This is a genomic window from Cupriavidus sp. 05N38, assembly GCF_056397345.1.
In genome coordinates, this window is the sequence record NZ_JBFTNF010000012.1 from 191677 (window position 1) to 217253 (window position 25577).

Annotated in this window: 23 protein-coding genes and 1 riboswitch; of the genes, 16 read left to right on the forward strand and 7 right to left on the reverse strand. The window is 65.9% G+C overall.

Annotated elements, in window-relative coordinates; all coding sequences use genetic code 11:
• The first annotated feature begins 106 nt into the window (after positions 1-106).
• Positions 107-208, forward strand: a riboswitch (ZMP/ZTP riboswitch).
• A gap of 122 nt (positions 209-330) precedes the next feature.
• Together glyA and nrdR are read left to right on the forward strand one after the other, a co-directional pair.
• Positions 331-1578, forward strand: coding sequence for a serine hydroxymethyltransferase (glyA, locus tag AC1DK4_RS11970; RefSeq protein WP_441613219.1), 1248 nt, complete (start codon positions 331-333; stop codon positions 1576-1578).
• A gap of 159 nt (positions 1579-1737) precedes the next feature.
• Positions 1738-2202 (forward strand): transcriptional regulator NrdR, encoded by a 465-nt coding sequence (gene nrdR / locus AC1DK4_RS11975; protein ID WP_441613220.1) that lies wholly within the window; start codon positions 1738-1740, stop codon positions 2200-2202.
• A 44-nt stretch (positions 2203-2246) separates the two neighbouring features.
• On the opposite strand, the gene AC1DK4_RS11980 is transcribed toward nrdR, so the two are convergent.
• Genes AC1DK4_RS11980 through AC1DK4_RS12005 form a run of 6 tightly spaced genes read right to left on the reverse strand, consistent with a single transcriptional unit; the run spans position 2247 to position 9052 of the window.
• Positions 2247-5843, reverse strand: coding sequence for a pilus assembly protein (locus tag AC1DK4_RS11980; RefSeq protein WP_441613221.1), 3597 nt, complete (start codon positions 5841-5843; stop codon positions 2247-2249).
• Positions 5844-5849: 6 nt separating this feature from the next.
• Complete coding sequence (locus AC1DK4_RS11985; protein ID WP_441613222.1) at positions 5850-6365, reverse strand: pilus assembly PilX family protein; 516 nt, start codon at positions 6363-6365, stop codon at positions 5850-5852.
• 44 nt (positions 6366-6409) lie between these two features.
• Complete coding sequence (locus tag AC1DK4_RS11990; protein ID WP_441613223.1) at positions 6410-7579, reverse strand: PilW family protein; 1170 nt, start codon at positions 7577-7579, stop codon at positions 6410-6412.
• 7 nt (positions 7580-7586) lie between these two features.
• Positions 7587-8033: a type IV pilus modification PilV family protein gene (locus tag AC1DK4_RS11995; protein ID WP_477131545.1), complete on the reverse strand. Its 447-nt coding sequence runs from the start codon at positions 8031-8033 to the stop codon at positions 7587-7589.
• Position 8034: 1 nt separating this feature from the next.
• Positions 8035-8553, reverse strand: coding sequence for a GspH/FimT family pseudopilin (locus tag AC1DK4_RS12000; RefSeq protein ID WP_441613225.1), 519 nt, complete (start codon positions 8551-8553; stop codon positions 8035-8037).
• A gap of 7 nt (positions 8554-8560) precedes the next feature.
• Positions 8561-9052, reverse strand: coding sequence for a type IV pilin protein (locus tag AC1DK4_RS12005; protein WP_441613226.1), 492 nt, complete (start codon positions 9050-9052; stop codon positions 8561-8563).
• A 408-nt stretch (positions 9053-9460) separates the two neighbouring features.
• On the opposite strand from AC1DK4_RS12005, the gene AC1DK4_RS12010 reads away from it, so the two are divergent.
• The 12 genes from AC1DK4_RS12010 to AC1DK4_RS12065 all read left to right on the forward strand — a co-directional run bounded on the left by AC1DK4_RS12010 (position 9461) and on the right by AC1DK4_RS12065 (position 20028).
• Positions 9461-9997, forward strand: coding sequence for a hypothetical protein (locus tag AC1DK4_RS12010; RefSeq protein ID WP_441613227.1), 537 nt, complete (start codon positions 9461-9463; stop codon positions 9995-9997).
• Positions 9982-10935 carry a PilW family protein gene (locus AC1DK4_RS12015; protein WP_441643193.1) on the forward strand — a complete coding sequence of 318 codons (954 nt, stop codon included), beginning with the start codon at positions 9982-9984 and terminating at the stop codon, positions 10933-10935. Before AC1DK4_RS12010 ends, AC1DK4_RS12015 begins: the two co-directional genes overlap by 16 nt.
• The gene (locus AC1DK4_RS12020) at positions 10935-11546 is read left to right on the forward strand and encodes a pilus assembly PilX family protein (RefSeq protein ID WP_477131546.1); all 612 of its coding nucleotides are present in this window, start codon (positions 10935-10937) and stop codon (positions 11544-11546) included. The genes AC1DK4_RS12015 and AC1DK4_RS12020 overlap by 1 nt, the downstream gene beginning before the upstream one ends.
• On the forward strand, positions 11543-13267 hold the full coding sequence (locus AC1DK4_RS12025) for a pilus assembly protein (protein WP_441613230.1): 1725 nt from the start codon (positions 11543-11545) through the stop codon (positions 13265-13267). Before AC1DK4_RS12020 ends, AC1DK4_RS12025 begins: the two co-directional genes overlap by 4 nt.
• An 87-nt stretch (positions 13268-13354) precedes the next feature.
• Positions 13355-13804, forward strand: a complete 450-nt coding sequence (locus AC1DK4_RS12030) for a type IV pilin protein (RefSeq protein WP_441613231.1) — start codon at positions 13355-13357, stop codon at positions 13802-13804.
• A gap of 3 nt (positions 13805-13807) precedes the next feature.
• Positions 13808-14359, forward strand: a complete 552-nt coding sequence (locus tag AC1DK4_RS12035) for a GspH/FimT family pseudopilin (RefSeq protein WP_441613232.1) — start codon at positions 13808-13810, stop codon at positions 14357-14359.
• 81 nt (positions 14360-14440) lie between these two features.
• Complete coding sequence (ribD, locus tag AC1DK4_RS12040) at positions 14441-15559, forward strand: bifunctional diaminohydroxyphosphoribosylaminopyrimidine deaminase/5-amino-6-(5-phosphoribosylamino)uracil reductase RibD (protein ID WP_441613233.1); 1119 nt, start codon at positions 14441-14443, stop codon at positions 15557-15559.
• A gap of 128 nt (positions 15560-15687) precedes the next feature.
• Complete coding sequence (locus AC1DK4_RS12045) at positions 15688-16308, forward strand: riboflavin synthase (protein ID WP_441613234.1); 621 nt, start codon at positions 15688-15690, stop codon at positions 16306-16308.
• A 204-nt stretch (positions 16309-16512) separates the two neighbouring features.
• Entirely contained in the window at positions 16513-17622 is a 1110-nt protein-coding gene (gene ribBA, locus AC1DK4_RS12050; RefSeq protein WP_441613235.1) for a bifunctional 3,4-dihydroxy-2-butanone-4-phosphate synthase/GTP cyclohydrolase II, read from the forward strand.
• 70 nt (positions 17623-17692) lie between these two features.
• On the forward strand, positions 17693-18196 hold the full coding sequence (gene ribH / locus AC1DK4_RS12055; protein ID WP_441613236.1) for a 6,7-dimethyl-8-ribityllumazine synthase: 504 nt from the start codon (positions 17693-17695) through the stop codon (positions 18194-18196).
• Positions 18189-18698 carry a transcription antitermination factor NusB gene (nusB, locus tag AC1DK4_RS12060; RefSeq protein ID WP_441613237.1) on the forward strand — a complete coding sequence of 170 codons (510 nt, stop codon included), beginning with the start codon at positions 18189-18191 and terminating at the stop codon, positions 18696-18698. The genes ribH and nusB overlap by 8 nt, the downstream gene beginning before the upstream one ends.
• A 148-nt stretch (positions 18699-18846) precedes the next feature.
• The gene (locus AC1DK4_RS12065) at positions 18847-20028 is read left to right on the forward strand and encodes a pyridoxal phosphate-dependent aminotransferase (RefSeq protein WP_441613238.1); all 1182 of its coding nucleotides are present in this window, start codon (positions 18847-18849) and stop codon (positions 20026-20028) included.
• Positions 20029-20147: 119 nt separating this feature from the next.
• Here the strand turns inward: AC1DK4_RS12065 and AC1DK4_RS12070 are convergent, their stop codons facing one another.
• Positions 20148-21221 (reverse strand): lytic transglycosylase domain-containing protein, encoded by a 1074-nt coding sequence (locus AC1DK4_RS12070; RefSeq protein ID WP_441613239.1) that lies wholly within the window; start codon positions 21219-21221, stop codon positions 20148-20150.
• A 633-nt stretch (positions 21222-21854) separates the two neighbouring features.
• Here AC1DK4_RS12070 and ubiD point away from each other — a divergent pair.
• Together ubiD and AC1DK4_RS12080 are read left to right on the forward strand one after the other, a co-directional pair.
• Complete coding sequence (gene ubiD, locus AC1DK4_RS12075) at positions 21855-23399, forward strand: 4-hydroxy-3-polyprenylbenzoate decarboxylase (RefSeq protein ID WP_477131547.1); 1545 nt, start codon at positions 21855-21857, stop codon at positions 23397-23399.
• 97 nt (positions 23400-23496) lie between these two features.
• Complete coding sequence (locus AC1DK4_RS12080) at positions 23497-25518, forward strand: acetoacetate--CoA ligase (protein WP_477131548.1); 2022 nt, start codon at positions 23497-23499, stop codon at positions 25516-25518.
• The last annotated feature ends 59 nt before the right edge of the window (positions 25519-25577 follow it).

Below are 25577 nucleotides of genomic sequence, written 5' to 3' on the forward strand. Positions count from 1 at the left end.
CAACAATTACATTGTCTGACAGACAAGCCATTGACTTTATGCGCTGCCGCCGCCCGGCCCACGTCTTGCGGCCGGGCGGCGCCTCGCGTAAACTGCCGCCAACCATTCCATCTTGCGCGACTGGCGAAGTCAGTGGGTACTACCACGAGGAAGCGCAAGCTCTCTGGCGCGAAGTTTCAAGCGCCTGCCGCTCGCCTGGGCAGCGAATGGGAAGCAGGGTGCGCCCTGCGCCGGACTTCTGACGTGTCCGGCGCCGGTCGCCTGTGCCTTCCCCGCGCGCCCTACCCCGAAGCCATTCGGATCCCCATTTCTTAAGACGAGTTTTTCGCCATGTTCGAACGCAGCCGCTATACGATCGACCAGATCGACCCCGAGATTTTTGCCGCCATCCAGAAGGAAGACCAGCGCCAGGAAGAGCACATCGAGCTGATCGCCTCGGAAAACTACACCTCGCCGGCCGTGATGGCCGCGCAGGGCTCGCAACTGACCAACAAGTACGCCGAAGGTTATCCCGGCAAGCGCTACTACGGTGGCTGCGAGTACGTCGACGTGGTCGAACAGCTCGCCATCGACCGCGTCAAGCAACTGTTCGGCGCCGAAGCCGCCAACGTGCAGCCCAACTCCGGCTCCCAGGCCAACCAGGGCGTGTTCTTCGCCGCCCTCAAGCCTGGCGACACCATCATGGGCATGAGCCTGGCCGAAGGCGGCCACCTGACCCACGGCATGGCGCTCAACATGAGCGGCAAGTGGTTCAACGTGGTCAGCTACGGCCTGGACGCCAACGAAGACATCGACTACGACGCGCTGGAAAAGCTGGCCCATGAAAAGCAGCCCAAGCTGATCATCGCCGGCGCCTCGGCCTTCGCCCTGCGCATCGACTTCGAGCGCATCGCCCGCGTGGCCAAGTCGGTCGGCGCGCTGTTCATGGTCGACATGGCCCACTACGCCGGCCTGATCGCCGCCGGCGAGTACCCCAACCCGGTGCCGCACGCCGACTTCGTCACCACCACCACCCACAAGAGCCTGCGCGGCCCGCGCGGCGGTGTGATCCTGATGAAGGCCGAGCACGAGAAGGCCATCAACTCGGCCATCTTCCCCGGCATCCAGGGCGGCCCGCTGATGCACGTCATCGCCGGCAAGGCCGTGGCCTTCAAGGAGGCGCTCTCGCCTGAGTTCAAGACCTACCAGCAACAAGTGGTCAAGAACGCCCGCGTGATGGCCGAGACCCTGATCGAGCGCGGCCTGCGCATCGTCTCGGGCCGCACCGAAAGCCACGTGATGCTGGTCGACCTGCGCGCCAAGAAGATCACCGGCAAGGAAGCCGAACGCGTGCTGGGCGAAGCGCACATCACCGCCAACAAGAACGCCATCCCCAACGACCCGGAAAAGCCCTTCGTCACCTCGGGCATCCGCCTGGGCTCGCCGGCCATGACCACCCGCGGCTTCAAGGAAGAAGAAGCCCGCCTGGTGGCCAACCTGGTGGCCGACGTGCTGGACAACCCGCACGACGCAGCCAACATCGCCAGCGTGCGCGAGCAAGTGTCGGCCCTGACCAAGCGTTTCCCGGTCTACGGCTGATGCCCTGCGCCGCCCGCCTGAGCGCGGGCGGCCGGCAGCCCCGTGCCGCTGTGCGGCGCGGGCCTTGCCAACCCGGCCCGGCGCATCACAGAATGACAAGATAACGGGGCGCTGCCCCGCGCAGCCGGCGCCCAGGCTCAAACTACAAGGTGGTCAGGCATGAAATGCCCCTTTTGCGCCCATTCCAATACGCAGGTCCTGGACACGCGCATGTCGGAAGAAGGCGATACCGTTCGCCGCCGCCGCCGCTGCGAATCCTGCGACCGCCGCTTCACCACCTATGAGCGGATCGAACTGTCCTTCCCCGCCATCGTCAAGAAAAACGGCTCCCGCGCGGACTATGCCCGCGACAAGCTGAAGGACTCCATGCGCCTGGCGTTGCGCAAGCGCCCCGTCTCGGCCGAAGCCATCGACGCGTCGCTGGCCCGTATCGAAGAACGACTGCTTGCGCTTGGCGAAAAGGAAATCCCCAGCAGCCAGGTCGGCGAGCAGGTCATGCGCGAACTGCGCCGGCTCGACAAGATTGCGTATATCCGCTTTGCTTCGGTGTATCGGAGCTTCGAGGACGTGGCGGAATTCTCGGACGTGCTGGCCGAGGTGAGCGGGAACAATAGCAAGCGCTGAACACGCGCGGAACAGAGGGGGCTCCCCCCTGCCCCATACGCCATTTATTTCTGGATATAGACCTCCTTCCATGCCACTCGCTTGGATGTCCCCAGAAGATTGATGGGAAGCCGCGATGTGGACGAAGTTGCATTCGACTGCTGGGTAAGCGCATCGAGGTTGCCATTGGTCAGCGCGACCAGGGAGGGTCTCGACGACAGCGCAGTATTGGACAGCGCAATGCCTGTCCACGGAGACTGGCCAGTCAAGGTGAAATTCGTGCTGGGCAGTTCGCCGCCGGTGGTCAAGTCAACGGCGTACAGGTAACTAGACGAGCCACACGTCGCCGCCGAAGGGATGTCGGTCGTAAAGACCAGGATTCCCGCGACTGCTGTCGGATTGGTCACCACACGTTCGCCCGACCCTGGCAGGTCGAAATACCAACCCGGGTTCTTGGTGTAGTCGATTGCGGGGGTGTTACTGATATGCCGAACCGACCCCGATAGTGTCACGGCTCTTTTCACGAGAGCGGTCCGTACGTTGGAGATCAGCGGTGCCGCGGTCATCTTGTCGACCAGCGCATACATCGACTGCACATTGCTGACGCCCAGGTCTGATTGACCGAGCAACAGCCCCGTACCCACGAACACCATGCGCTGCCCGTTATAGACAGTAAGCTCCGGCGCCGAGCTGATCGGCTGTACCTTGCCGGTGCTATCAGCAAGGCTGGCCAGCTTGCTGACGTTCCATGCTGTAGCGGTGGTGCCAGACAGATCGAAACGCCACACATTCCCCAGCAGGTCACCGCCATAGACGTAGTCGATCGTCGCATCGGTGGCGCCGTTCGCCGCAAACGCTGAGATATAGGCCAGCCCGGAAGGCGTAGTGGTATCGCCAACCCCCGTCGAAATCGACTTGAGCACATTGCCGGTCGCAGGATCCAGCACAAACAGCCGGCCCTTGCCATCGCCCTGCGTTCCGCCATTGCGAACCACATTGTTGTTGTAGCCCGACGGCACCAGTACCACCCACCCCATTGCTTTGGTCTTGGCGAGAACAGGCTTGCCGAAGGTCAAGCCAAGGTTGGCTGCGTCCGTACTGCTGGTGGAAGAATTCGGAAACTCCCACTTCACCTTGCTGGCTACGTCCGCATCGCTCTGCGCCGTAGAGCTGGTCACGTCAAGCGCGTAGTAGCCACTCCCACCCGCCCCCAAGCCGCCGACAAGCAATGTTTGCCAGGTCTTGGTACCTGCCATGTAGACATCGCCAACCGCCGGCGTTGCATCCACATAGTATTGGTGCGTGTAGGGCGTCACTGTGTACGCATTCATCTTCCCGCTCGAGGTCAGGAGCGCGCCCGGCACGTAAGCCCAGAGTTCTGCCCCCGAGGACGCATCGAATGCATGCAGCATGCCGTCGTTTGCCCCTTGGTAGATCGCCGACTTGCGTGATGCCAACTGGCTCTGGAAGCTAGGGTAGCCCGGATCCGAATAGTAGGCTGCGGCACCTGCGACATACACGGGCTCCGCCGAAACGATATCGCCGAGAAGCGACGACCGTGTGCGATAGGTGCTGCCTTCCAGCGAACGGTCTCCGCGCAAGTAGCCCAACACGCTGGCTCCGTCAGTCTTCCCAGGAGTATTGAGAAGACTGATAGTGGCCGGCTGCAGGAACCCGGCCCCCGACCCCGCCGCGAACGCAACGCCCTTCCCGTTATCGTAGGTACCGATCCGACGCCCGCTCGGCGTGAGGCTGGTCAGTTGGTCGCGCGCCTTCCACAACGGCGCCGCCGCATTGATAAAGCCGGTTGTCGGGTCGATAGGAGCGGCAGTCAGTTCACCGGACCAATTCTGTCCGTTGTAGCTAGCCATGAACGCCGCGCCGCCGCCGTTGGTGGAACTGACAGCAATCGCCGCATTGGATGCGGACTTCGACAGCAGGCTCTGAAGGACCTGCTGAAAGAACGAAGTCAGGTCCGCGGCATTGGTGGCACGGAACATCTGCCCGCGACCGTTGATAGTGGCGTGCCAAAGGTCGTCCAGGGCGTTCGGACTGTAGTTCTGGGATGTAGCCACCCAGGCTGGCGGGTTAAGGTTCGGATTGGCGGTCTGCGCCGCGTTCTGACCATAGATATAACCTCTGGCTCCCAGTGCCACTGCATACGTATTCATATGCGGGTCGGAGTTCTTGTCGGCATTCCATGAGCTGTCCGTCGAATTCACCGGCACCAGTCCCTTAGTGAGATCGCCGCGCAAATTGTTGACGAAGTAGGAACTGGCAATGTCCGCCAAGGAAGGCTTGGGGATCGACGTGTAAGGCGCGCTATTTATGAAGTTGCTGCTCGCCGAATAGCTTGGCGGCGTCACGGTTGACTTGTTGGCATAGCCATCAGTCAGGATAAAGCCGGCATTCTGCTGGCATGCAAACTTGACCGGCGCATTAGCGTCCGTTCTCATGAACTGCTTGCCAATGAAGTTGAGTGTTTCAAGCGTGGGCGTACCGCCGGACGCTACACTCTGGTAAATCGCCCCCAGCAAGGCGGAGCCATTCTTCGAGTTGTCCGTCGAAGAAAAGTCGTACATGGTGACATCGGTGCCCGCGCCGGAGTTGAAGTTGGTATAGGCGCCATACATGCCCTTGAGATTCGTCAATACCTGGCCCATGCCCGAGGCCAGCATCAGCTTACGCTTGCGGTAGTACTGGAACCAGTTGGCGAAATTCTGCAATTCGGCGCTATATGTACGCCCGCCGGGAAACTTCAGGCTGTTGGCGGCGGTGATCTGCCACTCCCGCACATAGCTGCCATCCGGGGTGGCGTTACATCCGGCGGTATTGGCCTTGCAGGTCGCATCCTTGACGTAGTATGTCGCAGGGCGATACGGAAGCGACACGTCCCAGTAGGTCGCGGCGTCGGGTACCGTGAGATCGGACGCCATATTGCTTGACGTCCAATTGCCATTCTTGGGCTTGTAGTAGATCGTCGTGTAGCCGTTGTCTGACGCCCACTTCGCCGTGATCGTCATGCCAGAAAACATGCGGAAGGCCGTATTGCCCGCCGCGCTGTTTTGCGCAGCGACTGTCGTCGCCAGGTTCCACAGGTAGGGCGAGGACGAACTCTGGGTCGGGTAGTATGGGTGGCTGCGTGTAGCCGCCGTATTCGCGTCGCCGAAACTCTTCATGGCGCTACCCACATAGGCGGTAGGCCACGCGACGTAAGTTACGTTCGGGTTGTAATAGAGCGGGTTGTAGTCCGAACTGCGCATGTACGAGTACTGCGGCAGAGGCGGTATTGCGTAGTGGTCGGAGTTCGAGTCGGCATAGCGGCGCAGATCGCTGTCATTGCTCGTGCTCTGGCCGTTCGGGAACAGATAGGCATACTTCATCCACGGGCTTCCGGACGATCCCGTGTCGTTGAAGTTGAACGTGCCATTCGAGTAGAAGTTCTTGTTGCTCGTATTCCACCACAAGGCACCGTCGCTCGTACTCATCAGCACCTCGAAGTCCATCGACCCCGAATCGTCAACGCCAAAGATGACATTGGGAGGAGCCTGCGACGTTGCGGACAATGGGGTGACGGAGATGTCGGTCGAAGCTGGATAGGCCGAAATCACCGCTAATGCCGAAACTGCCAGACAGGCCTTGAGCAACGTAGAGAATTTCATGGCAGATTATCTGTTAAGGATTGCCTGAACGAATGTCTCGCCGCTACGCGGGCTTGTAACATGTACCGTCACACGATAAGCAACCTGCGGCAATTGCAGCGACGGTGAGCCTACCTGGTAGCTGCCCGGCCCCTGAATCGTCTTGGGACGGGCAGTACATTGTCCGTAAGGATCGGTTACCGGCGTCAGACCACAAAGGCGCTCGACAACGTACTGGTACTGCAGGCCACCGTTGGCGACCTTGACCTGCGGGAAAGTGTTGATGTCGCCCCAGTTCACATTGGGCAGGCCATTCTGGTCCACCGCGAAGGTCCCGGAAGTCGCGTAGTACTGCTTGGTGCTATCCGTGGCATCCGGATTGGCAATCCCGTCAAGAGTGGCCTTTGCCGCGGTCAAGGCCAGGTCGGTCGCATGGCTCGCAGCCTCCTTGAAGGCGATATTGCCGGCCGTGGTTCCGGACACCGACCCGGAGCGCAGCAACGAGACGGCGGACACCAGGATGGCCAGCAGGATGATCAGCACTACCGGAAGTGCGAGGCCTCTCTGGGCGCGAAGCGATCGCATACTTATTGTTCTCCGAACACGATATTCTTGAGCGGTATGACCAGGCTCTGCGTGCGATAGCGATAGCATTGCCAGTTCTGCGTCGCGCTCAGGTCGGCTGACACGGCCGCTCCCAGCGGCGATACGGTAGCCGGAAATATCACGGGCAGCGTCGCGGCCGTGGTTGCATCGCACGCAGCTCCCGCTCCTCCCGTCGGCTTTACCGCCGCCGGAATTCGCGTCACCAGGCCTACACGGATTGCGCGGATCTGACTCATGTTTGCCGCGCTCAGCGGCCATGCCCATGCCCCGCTTGCATCAACCCACTGGGAGACGCTCAGGCCCACCCCAGCCGCCACGCCGTATTGCGCGCGCATGTAGACCACATTCTCGGCCATGGGTGTCGCCGGGGTATTGGCTGCGGCAAACTGATTGACAAGTTCAAGCATGGCAGTCGCATTGTTCACCTGGTAGGCCGTCCAGGAGAATGCCCCCGCGTTCATTACGCTGGCGCCTGCGCCATATAGTTGTGGATTCGAGAATGCGACTGTCGCCGGAGGATTCCAGTTGCCGCTACCAGCCACATGTGCGATCTGCGTACTATTGGCTTGCAGCGATGTGCCGCTGACCTGCATGACTGTGCAGGGCGAGGTCACACTGCCGGTGCCGCTGTACGCGGACACCAGCAGCACCGAACCTTGCGCATTTGGGCCTGGCGCGCTGATCCCCTGGGCCGAAGCCACGTTCAGCGAATCCGATGCGGCGGCCATGCCAGTGGTGAGGGCAATGGGCGCGGCAGCGCTAATCGAGACGGCGCCCGCGACGGAAATCGTATCCGAAGCGCCCGCCCCGCCCGGGCGCGTCACCCATACCGGCGCAATGGCGGCATTGTCGACCAGCACGCCATTGAAATAGGCATTCAGCGCCTGGCAGATGATGGTGGATTGGTTGTTTCGCCCGCTCGTGGCAACGCCTACCCCTGCGCCCTTGATATCGCGCTCGATCGCCAGCATCGCCAGCACACTGCTGTCGGCGGCGGCGTTCGTACCGAACTGCGTACGCTTGAAATCTTCGAAAAAATAAGTCGCACTGACAATGGCGACCCCGGCGATCAGACCGACAACTAGGCCGACCAGCAACTCAATCAGCGTAAAGCCGCTAGTACGCAGATGCGAGTGAAGCCTGGCGTGCATGGAGTGGCTACCTGAGGTTAGTGGTGGTCACGAGGTTGTGCCACGTGGTGAGGCTCACGTAGGTCTTCTCCTGTGCCTCGCCCGCAAGCTTCCATTGCAGCGTAACGGTCATATTGCCTGAGACGGCGTCGTACACCACGCTAGGCGCATGCGGTACATCGCTGGGCAGCGCCGCCTTCACGCGCGTCAACCAGTCGGCAGCGATCGCCTGGCCCGTGCCCGCTGTGCAGCCACCCCCGGCGGGCACGGTGTAGCRAGCTGCGTTCGCGGAATCCACCGTGGCGACCCCGATGATCTCCGCGGCGTAGTACTGTGCCACCGTGCGGTAGCGCGTTTGCGAGTTCTGCTTGGCCGCGAGCAAGGTCGCCGCGCACAAGCCAACGATCCCGATCGAGAAAAGCGTCAATGACACCAGCGCCTCGATTAGCGCGAAGCCTTCGGTGCGTACTTTCATATCAGCACGCCATCACACTGTTGGCCGCGGCCGCAGGATTGCACACGCGCGCTTGCCCCAACGCTGACAGCGTCACGCGCAAGCACTGCATGGTCCCGCCCTTGGCCTGACAGGCGGCACTTCCGCTCACAGGCTGGACATCAAACTGCGGCAGCGCCACCGGCGGTCCGCCGCAATCCGCTGCCAGCACACGCCCAGTACCGTCGAAGCAAATCGATGCCTGGTTCGAGGCAATAGCCACCGCCCGGCTCATCTCCGGCGGAGAGGCAGAATAACCGGCGAATCCGGCAGCGCTTGGCACCGCGTAGGACCAGCCCTTTGCCGACATCGTGAATGTCGTCATCCGGTTGCGATTGAGCGCTTCAACGCGCGCAGCCTTGAGATCGGAGGACAATTGTTCGCCGACGGCACGCAAGCGGTTGTTCTGCAAATAGTCGCTCAGGCTCGGCACGCCCACCATCAACAGAATGGAGATGATGGCAAGCACGGCCATCATCTCGATAAGAGACAGCCCTTTCATCCTCATATCAGCAGTTCCCCGCAGTCAGCCACCAGCAGGCGCCATTTGCCGCCTGGCCCTTGTAGATAGTGGTTGCTCTATTGCCGGTCTGGTCAAGCGTATAGGTATACCCGGTGACCGGTCCCTTGCCCTGCGCAGTCACAAGGAAGCCTTGCCCAGCAGAAGTCAGGTTGCACTGGTAGGAGAAGTTCGCCGACGACGTGGAAACATTGCAAGCTGCCACGCCATAGTTGCCGTTGTCCTGAAAGCTCTGCTCCATGCGCAAGCCGAAAACGGAAAGCGTATCAAAGGCTTCGGACAGTTTGCTACGCGTGACGTAGTCCGAGTACATCGGAATAGAGATCGCCGATAGGATGGCCAGGATCGCCACCGTCACCATCAGTTCGATCAAGGTAAAGCCGCGCGCCACTCGACATCCGCGCCGGCCTGATCCAGGCGGAGCGTCTTGCTGAGTGAGGAGGCGCGGCGCGGTCGCGAAATAGCGAAGCGGCGCGGACATGTCAACGCCGCCGGTAAACAGCCGGATACGGGCGCTGCGCGAGCGAAGATTTGACCCAGTTCATATGACCCCCGGTTGAATAACTCATCCGGATTCCGGCATCCCACTCTGCGATGGAAGCACCGAACCCATCCCGAAATATCTTTTAATTTTCTGCGGGCCGGCGACATGCGCATCGGCCTTGCTTACTTCATAGCGCATCCAGCCGTCAGCGCCACCCCGCTATAGTGGGGGAAAGGACAGGGAAGTGTCAATTCAGGCGCTCTAGCCCATGATTTTCGATCGCCGGCGTTGGTTTGTGGCCACATATGTCTGCAACATGAATTTTCAAACTCGTCACTGCCCGGCACATTCACCTGATCTTTGGCGCGGCATCCTCGGCAAATCGTCATCCAGAGCGGATTTGCCATGCCCGCAGCGACACTTCATCCGGCTTACATGAATCGGTGCGCCCGGCGCGCGGGCTTTCTGCGTCCGCTCGGTGCCACTCATGTCAATACGTTCAGAGAACTGCCGCCGCGACATGTCATGCCCCCGATTTGCGAGGGCAATCCGCCCATGCGAGGTTTCTTCCTGATCGAGGCTCTTACCGCTCTCGCCTTGCTTGGCATTGGTCTCCTGCCGCTCTGCACGCTCGCACCTGTCGCACTTGGAACATTGCGCCACTACGAAGCGCTCAGCCATGCGACGCGCGCGGGCGCCGAGCTGGCCGAACTCGAAGCACCATCACTGGTACTGTCTTCGGTGCACACCCGCGGCATCGCTACGGAGCACCTGCGTCTGTGCAAATCACTTGCTTCCGCAGGCGACCAACACATCCTGCCGGCTTGCGTGGCTGGGCAGCAGTTGGCGGTCGTTGGTCCGCTCCATGCGTTCGCGGACGCGGCCAGCGGCAACAGCAACAATGCGCGCTTGCGCACGATTGCACTATGGGTGCGACCGTGACAAGCGCTTGTGTTCCCCTGCGCCAACGCTGGAAGGGCTACTCGCTGATCGAACTCTTGGTCGGCCTGACCCTTGGCCTGCTGGTTAGCGCGCTGGCGATGTCGGCCCTTCATATGGCCCAGGCCGCCTATCGCACCGCGGTCGATCTCGTGCTGCTGGAAGAACGCGGCCAGCGTGCGCTCGCCATCGTCACGCACTTGGTCCACCACGCCGGCTGGCTGCCGGACGCCGCGCCGGATCCCGCCGATGCGCCGCCGGCGCTGTCCGGGCGCGACGACTGCGGGCAGCCCGGCATCGCCGCCGTCCCCAGTTGCGCGCGCAGCGGCGTCAATGGCAGCGACGCGTTGCTGGTGCGCTTCAGTGGCAGCGGACGCGAACTGCAGCCGACCGTGCCGGACCGGACCATGGTGGATTGCAGYGGCTATGCGCTGGCGGCGCAAAGCGTGGGCGATGCGGCCGGCGCAGCGCCCGCCACGGCGTATGCGGGCGCCAACTTGCTCTACGTCGCCATTGGCGCCGATGGCGAGCCGCAGCTACTGTGCCGCTATGCAAGCCGGCGCGGCGGGCAGGTGCAGGCTGGCAGCTGGACATCGGGCGCGCTGGTGCGCGGCGTCGAGGCCATGCAGCTGCGCTACGGCATCGACACCAGCGGCGACGGCAAGCCGGACACCTTCCTGCGCGCCGAGGAACTGAACCGGCGGGGAACGTCTGCATGGCGCGGGGTACTGGCGGTGCAGGTGGCGCTGGTCTTGCGCGGCGAGCGGCCGCTGCCGCAGGCAGCTGGGGGGCAGCGGCTCGTGCTGTTTCCGCCCACGCCCGATGTCCAGGGCGGCGACACGGTATTCCAGCCGCCCGCGGGGCCGGGTGTGATGCGGCGCGTGTTCTCGGCCTCGGTACGGCTGCGCAATGCCGTGCCTTGCGCGGCAGCGGTATGTTGATGCTGCCCTTGTTGAACGCGCGGCACCGTGCCGCCGGCGGCACGACGCTGATGCTGACCGCCACGATGTTGCTGCTCACCGCAACCGCCATGGTGGCTGGCCTGCATTTCCTGCTCTCCGCACGGCAGATCGGCACCTACCAGCTCGATCGCGAAATTGCCTTCCGTGCGGCTGAGACCGGTCTGCTGGACGCCGAGGCCGACCTGCTGCAGGCACTGCGCGCCGGCAACGCCGGCGCGGATGCACGGCTGGGCACGTGGCCGCCGGCCGGCCAGTGCGGGCAGGGACCGCGGCTGGGGCTGTGCCGGCCCGGCGTGGGCCTGCCGCCGGCCTGGGACGACTGGCTCGATGCGCGCGGAGCGGATGTGGCCACCGGCRTCGCCATGGGCGCTTTCACGGGGACCACGCTGCCGGTGCTGCCGCCAGACGTCGCTGGCGCGAATGCGCTGCCGCGCTACGTGGTCGAGCTGCTCCACGAGCGGCCAGCCGGCRAATGGCTGACGCCAGGGTATGCGAGCGGCGGCCCGCGGCTGCGCTTTCGCATCACCGCGCTTGGCGCCGGGCGCGACCGGGCGGTGCGCAGGCTGCTGCAGACGGAATTCGAGCCATGAGGCGCGCTGTCCTGGGCTGCGGCCTGCTGGTCGCCTTCTTCGCCGGTCTCGGCGCCGGCGCGGTGCAGGGCTCCGTCACGGCGTCGCGGCAGTCGCTCATTTATATAGCGGAGCCCGGCCAGCAGCCCGGGACCGGCCGCCTGCTCGCCCTTGTCCGTCCGGCCACGACTGCGAAGCAACCTCCGCATTTGCCTGCGCCCTTCCTGCCCGCCTGGGAAGCCGGAGCACGGCTTGCCGCGCGCGATCCGGATTCACGCCGGCTGCTCTCCGCGCAACCGGACGTGGATGGCGCCGCGGCACGGCATCTGGCTAGGCTGCGTCGGGCGCCCCTGGCCCGCAGCCCGACCGGTGCGCAGCCAGTTCTCGTGCCGCCGCCGGCATGGATGCCAGGCCGCCCCGGCCACGCCAGGTTTGCCCGCAAGCATGCGGCCCGCCCCGCCCTCGTCTGGCTGGGAACACACGGCGGCCTGCTGCATGCCTTCGATGCCGGCACCGGCGAGGAAGTGCTGGCTTACGCGCCAGGCGTCCTGCCGGGCCAGGCGGCACCATCGGGACCAGTCGCGCGAGGAACGCTGTCAGCCCCCGCCAACCGGCCAGCCCAGGTTCCCTGCCCATTCCCCGAGGCCGCCGATGTCCTGCTCGGACCGGGACGCTGGCGAACTGTGCTGCTGTGCGGCATGGCAGCAATCACGGCCGCCCGCCCGGGGCAGGCGAGGCAGGCGGGGCAGCAGGCCCCGGCCGCCGTGTTCGCCCTCGATATCACCGATACCGCGCTCGAGCCCCCGCTCGGCCCGCTGTGGGAAGCCCATGCCTCCCCCGCGCTTCCGCTGGCGCCCGCGGGGCCGATCCGGGCGCTGGCCCTGCCCGCGCCTGACGGGAACAGATGGTATGCGATGGTGCCGCTGGCGCCGGGCGGACTCGCGCTGCTGCCACTGGACAAACCCGCCCACACCCCGTGGCTCGGCAAGTACGCCGTGCAACGCCTGCGCTTGCCCGCGAGCGGCTGCGGGGCAGGCACGGCCGGTACGGCGCTGCTCGCCGCGACCGTGCTGTCCGATGCTGGCGGGCTGGCCGTGGCAGCCTATGCCGTGGATGACGCCGGCCGCCTCTGGCGCTTCGACCTGCGCGGGCCAGCGCCGTGGCTCGGGGAGGACGGCCGTTGCCAGCACCGCCTGGATACGCGCGCCTCGCAGCAAGCGGCACCGCCCATACCCGTGGCGCCGGAGATCATCAGCGCGCCCGGCGGCCATCTCGTGGTGTACGGCAGCGGCGGCGATGTCGCCGCCGTGTTCGAGCCTGCCACCTCGGCGAACGCGCAAGCCACGGGCGGCTGGAAACGAGTGCTTGCCAACCCCGGCGAGCGCCTGGAGCGGATCCTGCCCGCCGCCCCGGGTCACCTGGCCCTGGTTACGCGCACGCCCGACGCACGCCAGCGGGCTTACCTGCTCCGCGCGCTGAGCGGAGATGCCGCCCCGCCCGGCAAGCCCCTCGTGCAGCCGCCACGCGGGCAAGCCGTCGGTGCGGACGCCGCGATCAGCCTTGCCGCCACGCCGCTTTCCCCGGCACCGCCGAGCGGGCCTGGCCTAGGCGCGCGCGCGACGGTGACATTGACACTTTGGTCCCTTGAGGCGGGCCGTGCCACGCAACTCGCCAGCACGGTGGCCAGCCGCCGCACCGGCCGCCTGCGCTGGCGGGAGCTGATCCGCGCGGGCGCCCCTTGAAACGGCACGCCACACCTCCCCTCCCCTCCTCATTCACCGCCCGTCGCGCATCCCGTGGTGCGCCGGTCCGCAACCGGAGAACCGCTCATGTCGCACAGACCCCGCCCAACCGGTTTTACCCTGCTCGAATTGCTGGTCACGCTGACCGTCCTGGGCATCCTCGCCGCCATGGTCGTGCCCGCCTGGCACCAGCACCTGGAGCGCGGCTGGCGCGCCGAGGCGCGCAGCGCCTTGCTTGGCGGCATGCTGGAACTGGAACGCCACGCGCTGGCCGCCATGACCTTCGCAGCCGAGCCCGGCGGCGGACAGGTGGCAGGCAAGTGGCCGCGCCCCGTGCCGGCACCGCCGGCGCGCTCCCGACATCTGATCAGTGCCGGTGCTTGCCCGGGCGGGGAGCTGGAGCGCTGCGTCGAGCTTCGCGCCGTGCCGCAACGGCCCGATGCGCCATGCGGCACGCTGATCCTGCGCAGCACGGGCGAATGGCTTGCACATCCAGCGCATGCCGCCGAAGCGGTGCCGCTACCGCCGGTTTGCTGAGCGATGGGGCGACCGCTGGCGTGGCGCCCGTGGCACGGCGCCACGCTTGCCGAACTCCTGGCCTGCCTGGCCGTGCTTGCCATCCTTGCCGGGGCGGCCTATCCGTCGTTGCAGCACATGGTGGCGCGGCAGCAGGTCGATCTGGCGGCGGACCGCCTGGCCGGCTCGCTCGCGCTGGCGCGCGCCACCGCCGTGGCCAGGCGCAGCGACGTGATACTCGCGCCGCTGCCCGGTGCCACGACGCTCGACCGCGGCTGGCATTTGAGCGTGGTGACGGCGGGCGAACACGCCGCACCGCCGCTTGCGGTGGTGGAAATGCGCAGCGCCTGCCTGCGGATCGGCCTGCGCTCTACGGCGCAAGGCAACAATACGCTGCGCATGACAGCTGTGGGATACTCTCGCTCAGAGCAGGGTGGTTTCCTTGCCGCCACCTTCACCGTGTCCTGCCGCGGTGAACAACGGCAGCTGAGGCTCGGCGCGCATGGCCGGGTTCGCCTTTGCACTCCGGGACGGGATGCCGACTGCGACGGCGCCGCCCAGCCCGATCCACAGTGACATCGTGACATCCGGACGCCCGGGTATCCTGTTGCCGAGACCGATCCCCACCCAACGCGCCGCGAGCGACACCCTAGCCTCATGTTCTCTGACACCGACCACGCAGCCATGGCACAGGCTCTCGCGCTAGCTGCGCGGGGCATGTACACCACTACGCCCAATCCGCGCGTCGGCTGCGTGTTGTCGAAGGACGGCAAGATCATCGGCCAGGGCTTCACCCAGCCGGCCGGGCAGGACCACGCGGAAATCCAGGCGCTCAAGAACGCCGCGGCAAACGGCCACGACCCGGCGGGCGCGACGGCCTACGTCACGCTCGAGCCATGCAGCCACTTCGGTCGTACGCCGCCGTGCGCGGATGCGCTGGCGCGCGCCGGCATCGCCCGCGTGGTGGCTGCCATGGAAGACCCCAATCCCTCGGTCTCCGGGCGTGGCCTGCAGCGCCTGCGCGAAGCAGGCATCGACGTGCGCTGCGGGCTGCTGGAAAAGGAAGCGCGCGAACTCAATATCGGCTTTGTCTCTCGCATGACGCGCGGCCTGCCCTGGGTGCGGGTCAAGGTGGCGGCTTCGCTCGACGGCGGCACGGCGCTGCACGACGGCACCAGCCAGTGGATCACCGGCCAGGCGGCGCGCGACGACGGCCATGCCTGGCGCGCGCGCGCCAGCGCCATCCTCACCGGCATCGGCACCGTGCGCGACGACAACCCGCAGCTCAACGTGCGCGCCATCGAAACGCCGCGCCAGCCGCAACGCGTGGTGGTCGACTCGCGGCTGGAGATCCCGCTGGATGCGCGCCTGCTCACGCCGGACACCGGCGATTTCGCCAAGCCGGTGCTGGTCTTCTGCGCCTTCGACGACGCTGCCCGCCGGCGGGCGCTGGAAGCCCGCGGCGCCGAGGTGGTGGTGCTGCCCAATCCGCATGGCAAGGTAGAACTGCGCCGCATGCTGGAGGAACTGGGCAAGCGCGGCATCAACGAACTGCATGTGGAGGCCGGCTTCAAGCTCAACGGCTCGCTGATCCGCGAGCATTGCGTCGACGAACTGCTGGTCTACCTGGCTCCCAAGCTGCTGGGCGATGCCCAGGGCATGTTCAACCTGCCGCCGCTGGCGCGCCTGCAGGATGCCGCGGCCTTCCGCTGGCACGACGTGCGCATGGTCGGCGAAGACCTGCGCCTGATCGCCCGCCGCGCCGACCACGTCTAGGTGCCGGGCAGCGATCACGTTCAGGCGCCGGGCGGCGGCGCGGCCACGGCCACCGCCGCGTGCCGGGAAAACGAACTGGCCGCGCACCTGCTAGCATGCGTGTTTTCCCCTTGCATCCCGCACTGACCATGTTTACAGGCATTGTCGCGGCCGTCGGCCGCATCGAAACCATTTCCCCGCTGGCTGCCGGTGAAACCGCCGGCGTGCGCCTGCGCGTGCGCGCCACCGGACTGGACCTGAGCGATGTCATCCTCGGCGACAGCATTGCCATCCAGGGCGCCTGCATGACGGTGATCGCGCTGGATGGCGACGCCTTCGACGTAGATGTGTCGCGTGAATCGCTCGACAAGACCGCCGGCCTGGACCGCCCGGGCCGCGTCAACCTGGAAAAGGCACTGCGCCTGGCCGACCGCCTCGGCGGCCACCTGGTGTCCGGCCATGTCGACGGCCTCGGGGAGGTCGTCCATTTCGCCCCGGTGGGCGAGTCCCACGAACTGCGCATCCGCGCCCCGCGCGAACTCGGCCGCTATCTGGCGTACAAGGGCTCCGTGGTGGTCAACGGCGTCTCGCTGACCGTCAACAAGGTCAGCGACGACGCGCAGGGTTGCACGTTCTCGATCAACCTGATCCCCCACACCATCGAAGTCACCACGCTGCAGGACCTGAAGGCAGGCGCCCGCGTAAACCTGGAAATCGACCTGATCGCGCGCTACGTGGAGCGCATGATGAGCGCGCCCAAGGCCGGCTGAGTCCCGAACCGAGCCGACAGCCGGCGGCACCGCGCCCCGCGGCGCCGGCTTGACGTACAATATTGGGCCAGACCGCTGGCGCGGCCGGCCGGTTTTTTCCGAAAACCCGGCCAACGCGCCCCGCCAGCCGGCCAGCAATCCCATCCCGCCCCGAATTTCAAAGCACTCCGCCCCAATTTCAGCCAGTTCTCCAGCCTGCCATCCATGACAATCGCCCGTACCGAAGAAATCATTGCCGAAATCCGTGCCGGCCGCATGGTCATCCTGGTCGACGAGGAAGACCGCGAAAACGAGGGCGACCTGGTCCTGGCTGCCGATTTCGTCACACCCGAGGCAATCAACTTCATGGCGAAGTACGGGCGCGGCCTGATCTGCCTGACGCTGACCGCCGAACGCTGCCGCCAGCTGGACCTGCAACCCATGGTCAGCCGCAACGGCACGGTGCATGGCACCAACTTCACGGTCTCGATCGAGGCCGCGGAGGGCGTGACCACGGGGATTTCCGCGGCTGACCGCGCACGCACCGTACAGGCCGCGGTAGCCAAGGATGCCCGCGCGGTGGATCTGGTCCAGCCGGGCCATATCTTCCCGCTCACGGCGCAGCCGGGCGGCGTGCTGATCCGTGCCGGCCACACCGAAGCCGGTTGCGACCTGGGCGCCCTGGCCGGCCTGACGCCGGCTGCCGTGATCTGCGAGATCATGAAGGACGACGGCACCATGGCGCGCCTGCCCGACCTGATCGAGTTCGCGCAAGAACACCATATCAAGATCGGCACGATCGCCGACCTGATCCACTACCGCAGCCGGACCGAGAGCATCGTCGAGCGCGCCGGCGAACGCGCCATGCAGACCCCGTATGGCACCTTCCACAGCATCATCTACCGCGACAAGCCGAGCGGCCGCGCCCACCTGGCGCTGGTCAAGGGCGAACCGCGGCCGGAGCGCGAAACCCTGGTGCGCGTGCACGAGCCGCTGTCCACGCTGGACTTGCTGGAAGTGTCGTGCACTACGCATTCGTGGAGCGTGCCGGCCGCGCTGGAAGCCATCGCCGAGGCCGAGCATGGCGTGATGGTGCTGCTGAACTGCGGCGATACCGCCCAGCAGCTCTTCACCCAGTTTGCAGCGCTCGACACGCCCCAGGAGCGGCCGCGCCAGAAGCCGGACCTGCGTACCTACGGCACGGGCGCCCAGATCCTCAAGGACGTCGGGGTGGGCAAGATGCGCGTGCTGGCTTCGCCGCTGAAGATGCCGAGCATGACCGGCTACGACCTGGAAGTGACCGGGTACCAGCCCATGCGCGGCCAGGCAGACTGAAATATCGAATACCAGCGGCCGCCCCTTTCCGAACCGCGGCAGCCGCGAACCGAACCCAGGAGAATACAAGATGGATCACGGTTTCTACCCCAGCAACCTCGAAGGCGAAGGCCTGCGCATCGGCATCGTTCAGGCCCGCTTCAACGAGCCGGTTTGCGAAGAACTGCGCGAAGCTTGTGTCGCCGAGCTGGAAAAGCTGGGCATCGAAGGCGAAGATACCCTCGTGGTGACCGTGCCCGGCGCGCTGGAAGTGCCGCTGGCATTGCAAAAGATGGCCGAAAGCGGCCAATTCGACGCCCTGATCGCGCTGGGCGCCGTGGTACGCGGCGAGACCTACCATTTCGAACTGGTTTCGAACGAATCGGGCGCCGGCATCACCCGCGTGGGCCTGGACTTCAACGTGCCCATTTCCAACGGCATCCTGACCGTGGACACCGACGCCCAGGCGCACGCCCGCACCCGCGAGAAGGGCCGCGACTGCGCCCGTGCCGCGGTCGAGATGGCCAACCTGGTTTCCGCGCTGGATTCGCTGCGCGGCCAGGAAGAGGACGAAGACGAGGACGACGATGAGTGATGCGCCCGAGAGCAGCAACCCGGCCGGCAAGCCCGCAGGCAAGTCCGAGGCGAAGTCCGAGCCCAAGGCGGCACCCAAGAGCGCCCGCCGCCGCTCGCGCGAGCTCGCGCTGCAGGGCCTCTACCAGTGGCTGCTGAACCGCAACGACACCGGCGCCATCCAGGCGCACCTGCATGAGGCACAAGGCTTCAACAAGGCTGACCGCGAGCATTTCGACGCCCTGCTCAACGGCGCGATCCGCGAGGAAAGCACGCTGACGGGGGTGTTCGCACCGTTCCTGGACCGCCCGGTGGACGAGCTCTCGCCGGTGGAGCGCGCCGCGCTGCTGATCGGCAGCTACGAGCTGGTCCACTGCGTCGACATCCCCTACAAGGTCGTCATCAACGAGGCCGTGGAGCTGACCAAGACCTTCGGCGGCGTGGAAGGCTACAAGTACGTCAATGGCGTGCTGGACAAGCTGGCCGCCCAGGTGCGCGCACCCGAACTGGCCGCCCGACGCTGAGCAAGGCAGCCGGGGCCGCACTGCGGCGCCCGCGCCTGCCACAACGACACCCGCTTCAGGCGGGTGTTTTTACTTGAGCTGGAGCCTGTGCTCCCGCACCCGAACCGACTACGGGGCCAACCGCGCCCTCAACCGAGCCTTTTCCGCCATGGACCTGCAGCGCCTCGCCACCGCCTCCCGCCTCGCCAATATCGACGCCTTCCACGTGATGGAGCTGGCCAAGCAGGCTGCCGACCTGGAACGTGCCGGGCGGCACATCATCCACATGGGCATCGGCGAGCCTGACTTTACGGCGGCCGAGCCCGTCCTGAAGGCGGCGGAGGCGGCCATGCGGCGCGGCGTCACCCAGTACACGGGCGCCCTCGGCATCGCGCCGCTGCGCGAGGCCATCGCCGGCTACTACAAGACCACCTACGGGATCGACATCCCCGCGCGCCGCGTGATCGTCACGGCGGGTGCCTCCGGCGCGCTGCTGCTGGCCTGCGCGGTGCTGGTCGAAATCGGCGCCGAGGTGCTGATGCCGGATCCCAGCTACCCGTGCAACCGCCATTTCGTGGCAGCCTTCGACGGCCGCGCGAAGATGATTCCTAGCGGTCCGGCACAGCGCTTCCAGCTCACGGCCGACCAGGTCGAGGCCAACTGGGGCGAGCAGACGCGCGGCGTGCTGCTGGCTTCGCCCTCCAACCCGACCGGCACCTCGGTCCTGCCGGCCGAACTCGATCGCATCCTCAAGGCCGTGCGCGCCCGCCAGGGCTTCGCCATCGTCGACGAGATCTACCAGGGCTTGTCCTATGACGCGCCGCCGGTGTCGGCGCTGAGCCTGGATGACGACGTGATCACCGTCAACAGCTTCTCCAAGTACTTCAACATGACTGGCTGGCGCCTGGGCTGGCTGGTGGTGCCCGACGAACTGGTCGAGGCCTTCGAGAAGGTGGCGCAGAATCTGTTCATCTGCGCCTCTGCGGTCGCCCAGCATGCCGCGCTGGCCTGCTTCACGCCCGAGGCGCTGGCCATCTACGATGCGCGCAAGGCAGAGTTCCGCCGCCGCCGCGATGCCGTCGTGCCGGCGCTGGAATCCATCGGGCTGCGGGTGCCGGTCAAGCCGGACGGCGCCTTCTATATCTATGCGGACTGCCGCGGCGTCAACCACCCCGCCGCCGGCAACGCCGACAGCCTGACCCAGGCCATGCTGCGCGATGCCGGCGTGGTCATGGTGCCCGGACAGGACTTCGGGCCGTACACGGCCAGCGACTATATCCGCATCTCCTACGCCACCTCGATGGAAAACATCGAGGAAGCCATGGCGCGGCTGCGCAAGTTCTTCGCCTGACGCCTTGCCCGCTGCCCGGCCGCGCTGGCGCGCGGCGGGAAAAGCAAAAAGCAAAGAGCAAAAAGCAGAAAAGCACCCCGAGGGGTGCTTTTCTTGTCGATGCATGGCCAGGCGACGTATCAGGCGCTCTTGGGCACATTGCCCGCGGCTTCCAGCTTGTCGCCGGCGGTACCCTGGTTGTGCACCGCCTGGGCCTGCGCCTTGGCATCGGCGTCGGCCGTGACTTCCGGCTTGGCAGGCTCCGGCGCGCTGCGCACGCCCGGGAGCTGGCGCAGGCGGGCCCGCTCGGCCAGCACCTTGGCGCCATAGCCGCCATCGGTGTTGCTGGTCGCACCCACGTAGAACTTCAGGCCGCCTTCGAGCGAACCGGCACGGGCGATGCAGTCCTTCAGCACCAGCGCGCCGATCTTGATATTGGCGTACGGGTTGAGCGCGGCTGCCACGCCGCCCACGGCCTCGTATTTGTCCTGGTGGACCTTGGTCATGACCTGCATCAGGCCCTGCGCGCCCACGCCGCTCTCGGCATATGGGTTGAAGCTGGACTCGATGGCGATCACGCCCAGGATCAGCAGCGGATCGATACCGACCTCGCGGCCGGTCAGGTACGCGGCCTTCACCAGTTGCACGGTTGCCTGGGCTGCCACGCGGTACTTGCGGGCAATATAGTCCGCCACCACGGCCTGTTCGCGCGCGCTGCCCAGCGTGGCCGGGTTGCGGGCGTCCAGCGCTACGCGCTGTGCCGGGATCTGCGCGGCCAGGTGGGCCACGGAGGGCACCTTGCCGGCCGGCTGCTGGCCCCAGTCGTCCGTGCCGGACACCGTCGGCAGGCCCGCGGCCTTGGACAGCATCGGCGACGGCGCCAGGCCGAGCTTGGCCGCGGCCACGTCGGCCGTGGCGGCCGGCACCGCGGCTTCCATCAGCACCGCAGGCGCTTCCTCACCGGCCAGCGCGCCGGCCAGTGCAGTACGCCATTCCTGGCTGACAGCCAGCGATACCGCTGCGACTACAGACACCACCCCGAGACTGTTCAGGGCGTACTTCAGTGTTGCGCGGCCACCCCGGAAGGCGCGGCCGGCGACCCGGTGTGCGAGACGGACCTGCAATGCCCGACTCACCCCGGGAACCGGTTGTCTGAAACGGACCTGCAATGCCCGTCCGACACCGGGAAGATGAAGGGTTTTCCAACCACTCATACTTACCTCCATCCGCCGTCCGCATCGTGCCGCGCCGAAACGCACCACGCCGATGACCGCGTACTCAAAGTAAGGATGCTGCACTGCCCAGCAAAGGCTGCCAGCACCTGTTGGTGGGCGCTCCCCATGCGCCCAACGGGAAACAGGGTAGGCTCTTGGGGGAGCCTGCCCTGCCGCGAACTACTCAATGCACCCGGTCAGCGCCGGGGCAGTCGATCCGGATCCGCCCTTGCTCAGGCGATTCCGCTTAGATGATCAGATATGGATGATTCTTCACCAGCCCCTTGACAGGGCCGAAAAAAATGTGCTGCAACGCAACACTCCAACGAGCAGAACCGGATTGTAGGAACGCTTTTATACCTCGTCAAGAATAACGTTTGGCAAAATAATAACTAAAAGCTATATGTAACAAAGTCCTTTCCATCACTTTGACATGCCGTGGATTGGGGCAAAGTCAGTGCTGGTAAAGCATCGGGGCTATCGCCGCCGCAGTGGACAAGGCAAAAAAATTTACAATTTGGGCATGTAAAACAGGGCGATTTATTTGCGTCTCGCCGTGCCCATGTGATGATTAACACGCACTCACTGCCCGAAGAAGCGCGTCGCCGCGCCTGGGCATCAACACAATTCACTATGAAATACAACGACTTGCGCGATTTCATCGGCCAACTGGAAGGCCTTGGCGAACTGAAGCGAATCGGCGCGCCGGTGTCGCCCAACCTGGAAATGACTGAGATCTGCGACAGGTTGTTGCGGGCAGAAGGACCGGCAGTCGTGTTCGAAAACCCGAGCGATCCCCGGCGGCCTGGACACACTTATAGCGTGCCCGTGCTCGCCAATCTGTTCGGCACGACACGCAGGGTTGCGCTAGGTATGGGCGCAGAAAGCCTGGCCGACCTGCGCGACATCGGCCGCGTACTGTCCGCCCTCAAGGAGCCTGAGCCGCCGCGCGGCCTGCGCGAAGCCGGCAAGCTCTTCACGCTGGCCAAGTCAGTGTGGGACATGGCGCCCAAGCGCGTCGGCAGCCCGGCCTGCCAGGAGGTGGTCTGGGAAGGCAACGACGTGGACCTGGCGCGGCTGCCGATCCAGACCTGCTGGCCCGAGGATGCCGCGCCGCTGATCACCTGGGGCCTGGTGGTTACCAAGGGCCCGCACAAGAAGCGCCAGAACCTGGGCATCTACCGCCAGCAGGTCATCAGCCGCAACCAGGTCATCATGCGCTGGCTGGCCCATCGCGGCGGCGCGCTGGATTTCCGTGAACACGCGCTCGCCAGTCCGGGCAAGCCGTTCCCGATCGCGGTGGCGCTGGGCGCCGATCCCGCCACCATCYTSGGCGCSGTCACGCCGGTGCCGGACACCCTGTCCGAGTACCAGTTCGCCGGGCTGCTGCGCGGCAGCCGCACCGCCCTGGCGGGCTGCATCACGCCGACGCTGTCCGAACTGAGCGTACCGGCCTCGGCCGAGATCGTGCTCGAAGGCCATATCCAGCCCGACCCGAACCATCCCAGCGGCTACCAGCATGCGCTCGAAGGCCCTTACGGCGACCACACCGGCTACTACAACGAGCAGGACTGGTTCCCGGTCTTCACCATCGACCGCATCACCATGCGGCGCGACCCGATCTACCACTCCACCTATACCGGCAAGCCGCCCGACGAGCCGGCCATCCTGGGCGTCGCGCTGAACGAAGTGTTCGTGCCGCTGCTGCAGAAGCAGTTCCCGGAGATCACCGACTTCTACCTGCCGCCCGAGGGCTGCAGCTACCGCATGGCCGTGGTGCGCATGAAGAAGCAGTACGCCGGCCATGCCAAGCGCGTGATGTTCGGCGTGTGGAGCTTCCTGCGGCAGTTCATGTACACGAAGTTCATCGTGGTGGTGGACGACGACGTCGACGTGCGCGACTGGAAGGAAGTGATCTGGGCCATCACCACGCGCGTGGACCCGTCGCGCGACACGGTGCTGGTCGACAACACGCCGATCGACTACCTCGATTTCGCGTCCCCGGTCTCTGGGCTCGGCTCCAAGATGGGCATCGACGCGACCGACAAGTGGCCGGGCGAGACCACCCGTGAATGGGGCCGCCCGATCCGCATGGACGATGCGGTGAAGGCGCGCATAGATGGCCTGTGGGACTCGCTTTTCGAGGACCGCGCCAGCGCAAAGGGACGCAGCATGTAAGATCATGCAAAGCCGCACGCGGCAGCGCTGCCGCCGCGGCACCGAGCCAAGACCCAACCATCCGCACGTCCGCGAAAGACGGACCCGAGGAGGAGACATGACCACCCTTGAAGAAGGGAGACTGATGTGGACGCCGTCGCCGGCGTTCCGCGACGACAGCCATATCGCGCACTTCATGCGCTGGCTGGCGAGCGAGCGCGGCCTCGCTTTTGACGGTTACGCGGCCCTGTGGCAATGGTCGGTAACCGACCTCGAAGCCTTCTGGGACGCCATCCGCGCCTACTTCGACCTGCGCTTCGACACCGAGCCCGCACGCGTGCTCGGCGATCCCGCCATGCCCGGCGCACGCTGGTTCGAGGGCGCCACCCTCAATTACGTGCAACAGGTGTTCCGCCACGCAGGCAGCGGCACCGCGCGCCAGCGCGCCGCCATCCGTTCTGCCGGCGAAGCCGTCGGCGTGACAGACCTGAGCTGGGATGCGCTCGAGGCACAGGTAGCCTCGCTCGCCCACGCGCTGCGCGCCATGGGGGTGACGCGCGGCGACCGAGTGGCGGGCTACCTGCCGAATATTCCCGCCACCGTGGTCGCCTTCCTGGCCACCGCCAGCCTCGGCGCGATCTGGTCTGGCTGCGCCCCGGACATGGGCCAGGTGGCCGTGACCGACCGCTTCCGCCAGATCGAGCCCAAGGTGCTGATCGCCGTGGACGGCTACCAGTACGGCGGCAAGTACTTCGACCGCGCGCCGGTGCTGGCCGACCTGGCCGCCGCCCTGCCCTCGCTGACCGACATCGTGCTGCTGCCGGCACGCGGGCAGGCCAGCCACGTCGAGCTGCCCGCCGGCATGCGCCGCCACGCCTGGCAGGCGGTGCTGGCGCATCGCGTGGCGCTGGCGATCGAGCCGGTGCCGTTCGATCACCCGCTGTGGATCGTCTACTCGTCCGGCACCACCGGCATGCCCAAGCCCATCGTGCACGGCCACGGCGGCATCGTCATCGAGCAGCTCAAGCTCATGGCATTCCACAACAACCTCGGCCCGGACGATGTCTTCCACTCGTACAGCAGCAGCGGCTGGATCATGTGGAACGCGCAGGTGGCGGGACTGCTGCTGGGCACCACCATCGCGCTCTACGACGGCAACCCCGCCTACCCGGACGCCGGCGTGCTGTGGCGCTTCGTGGAGGCCGCGGGCGTTACTGCCTTCGGCGCGGGTGCGGCCTTCTTCACGGCCGGCATGAAGGCTGGCATCGAGCCCGCGCGCGTGGCGGACCTGTCACGGCTGCGCGCGCTCGGCTCGACCGGCTCGCCGCTGCCGGCCGAGGCCTACGACTGGATCTACCGCCATGTGCGCAGCGACATCTGGCTGGCGCCGATGAGCGGCGGCACCGATTTCGCCGGCTCCTTCGTGGCCGGGTGCCCGATCCTGCCGGTGTACTCTGGCGAGATGCAATGCCGCTGCCTGGGCGCGCGCGTGGAAGCATTCGACGAAGCCGGGCATGCGCTGATCGATGAAGTCGGCGAGCTGGTCTGCACCGCGCCGATGCCGTCGATGCCGCTGTTCCTGTGGGGCGACGCCGACGGCAAGCGTTACCGCGACAGCTACTTCGACACCTACCCCGGCGTGTGGCGCCACGGCGACTGGATCAAGATCACCGCGCACGGCGGCGCCATCATCTATGGCCGCTCGGACGCCACCATCAACCGGCACGGCATCCGCATGGGTACCAGCGAGCTGTACCGCGTGGTGGAAGACTTGCCGGAAGTGCTCGACAGCATGGTGGTGGACCTCGAATACCTCGGCCGCGATTCCTATATGCCGTTGTTCGTGGTGCTGCGCGAAGGGCTGGTGCTGGACGAAACGCTGCGCGAGACCATGCGCGCACGCATCCGCAGCGCCTTGTCGTCGCGCCATGTGCCCAACGAGATCCTGCAGGTGCCGGGCGTGCCGCGCACGCTGTCGGGCAAGAAGATGGAAGTGCCGATCAAGAAGCTGCTGCTTGGCCATGCCCCGGACAAGATCGCCAATCGCGACGCCATGGCCAACCCGGACACGCTCGACTGGTACTTCGCCTACGCCGAAGGCTTCCTGGCCGCGCGCGCCGGCACATCCGCGGCGGCCTGAAAGCGCGAGGCGCCGGGCCGCAGTCGCTGCGGCCCGGCGCCTTGCTTTGCGGCGCGCGC

What these genes read in the sequence shown, in the direction of transcription:
- glyA (WP_441613219.1), top strand. Translation starts at nt 331, where the DNA reads ATGTTCGAACGCAGCCGCTATACGATCGACCAGATCGACCCCGAGATT.
- nrdR (WP_441613220.1), top strand. Translation starts at nt 1,738, where the DNA reads ATGAAATGCCCCTTTTGCGCCCATTCCAATACGCAGGTCCTGGACACG.
- AC1DK4_RS11980 (WP_441613221.1), bottom strand. Translation starts at nt 5,843, where the DNA reads ATGAAATTCTCTACGTTGCTCAAGGCCTGTCTGGCAGTTTCGGCATTA.
- AC1DK4_RS11990 (WP_441613223.1), bottom strand. Translation starts at nt 7,579, where the DNA reads ATGCACGCCAGGCTTCACTCGCATCTGCGTACTAGCGGCTTTACGCTG.
- AC1DK4_RS12000 (WP_441613225.1), bottom strand. Translation starts at nt 8,553, where the DNA reads ATGAAAGGGCTGTCTCTTATCGAGATGATGGCCGTGCTTGCCATCATC.
- AC1DK4_RS12005 (WP_441613226.1), bottom strand. Translation starts at nt 9,052, where the DNA reads ATGTCCGCGCCGCTTCGCTATTTCGCGACCGCGCCGCGCCTCCTCACT.
- AC1DK4_RS12010 (WP_441613227.1), top strand. Translation starts at nt 9,461, where the DNA reads ATGCCCGCAGCGACACTTCATCCGGCTTACATGAATCGGTGCGCCCGG.
- AC1DK4_RS12025 (WP_441613230.1), top strand. Translation starts at nt 11,543, where the DNA reads ATGAGGCGCGCTGTCCTGGGCTGCGGCCTGCTGGTCGCCTTCTTCGCC.
- AC1DK4_RS12030 (WP_441613231.1), top strand. Translation starts at nt 13,355, where the DNA reads ATGTCGCACAGACCCCGCCCAACCGGTTTTACCCTGCTCGAATTGCTG.
- AC1DK4_RS12035 (WP_441613232.1), top strand. Translation starts at nt 13,808, where the DNA reads ATGGGGCGACCGCTGGCGTGGCGCCCGTGGCACGGCGCCACGCTTGCC.
- ribD (WP_441613233.1), top strand. Translation starts at nt 14,441, where the DNA reads ATGTTCTCTGACACCGACCACGCAGCCATGGCACAGGCTCTCGCGCTA.
- AC1DK4_RS12045 (WP_441613234.1), top strand. Translation starts at nt 15,688, where the DNA reads ATGTTTACAGGCATTGTCGCGGCCGTCGGCCGCATCGAAACCATTTCC.
- ribBA (WP_441613235.1), top strand. Translation starts at nt 16,513, where the DNA reads ATGACAATCGCCCGTACCGAAGAAATCATTGCCGAAATCCGTGCCGGC.
- ribH (WP_441613236.1), top strand. Translation starts at nt 17,693, where the DNA reads ATGGATCACGGTTTCTACCCCAGCAACCTCGAAGGCGAAGGCCTGCGC.
- nusB (WP_441613237.1), top strand. Translation starts at nt 18,189, where the DNA reads ATGAGTGATGCGCCCGAGAGCAGCAACCCGGCCGGCAAGCCCGCAGGC.
- AC1DK4_RS12065 (WP_441613238.1), top strand. Translation starts at nt 18,847, where the DNA reads ATGGACCTGCAGCGCCTCGCCACCGCCTCCCGCCTCGCCAATATCGAC.
- AC1DK4_RS12070 (WP_441613239.1), bottom strand. Translation starts at nt 21,221, where the DNA reads ATGAGTGGTTGGAAAACCCTTCATCTTCCCGGTGTCGGACGGGCATTG.
- AC1DK4_RS12080 (WP_477131548.1), top strand. Translation starts at nt 23,497, where the DNA reads ATGACCACCCTTGAAGAAGGGAGACTGATGTGGACGCCGTCGCCGGCG.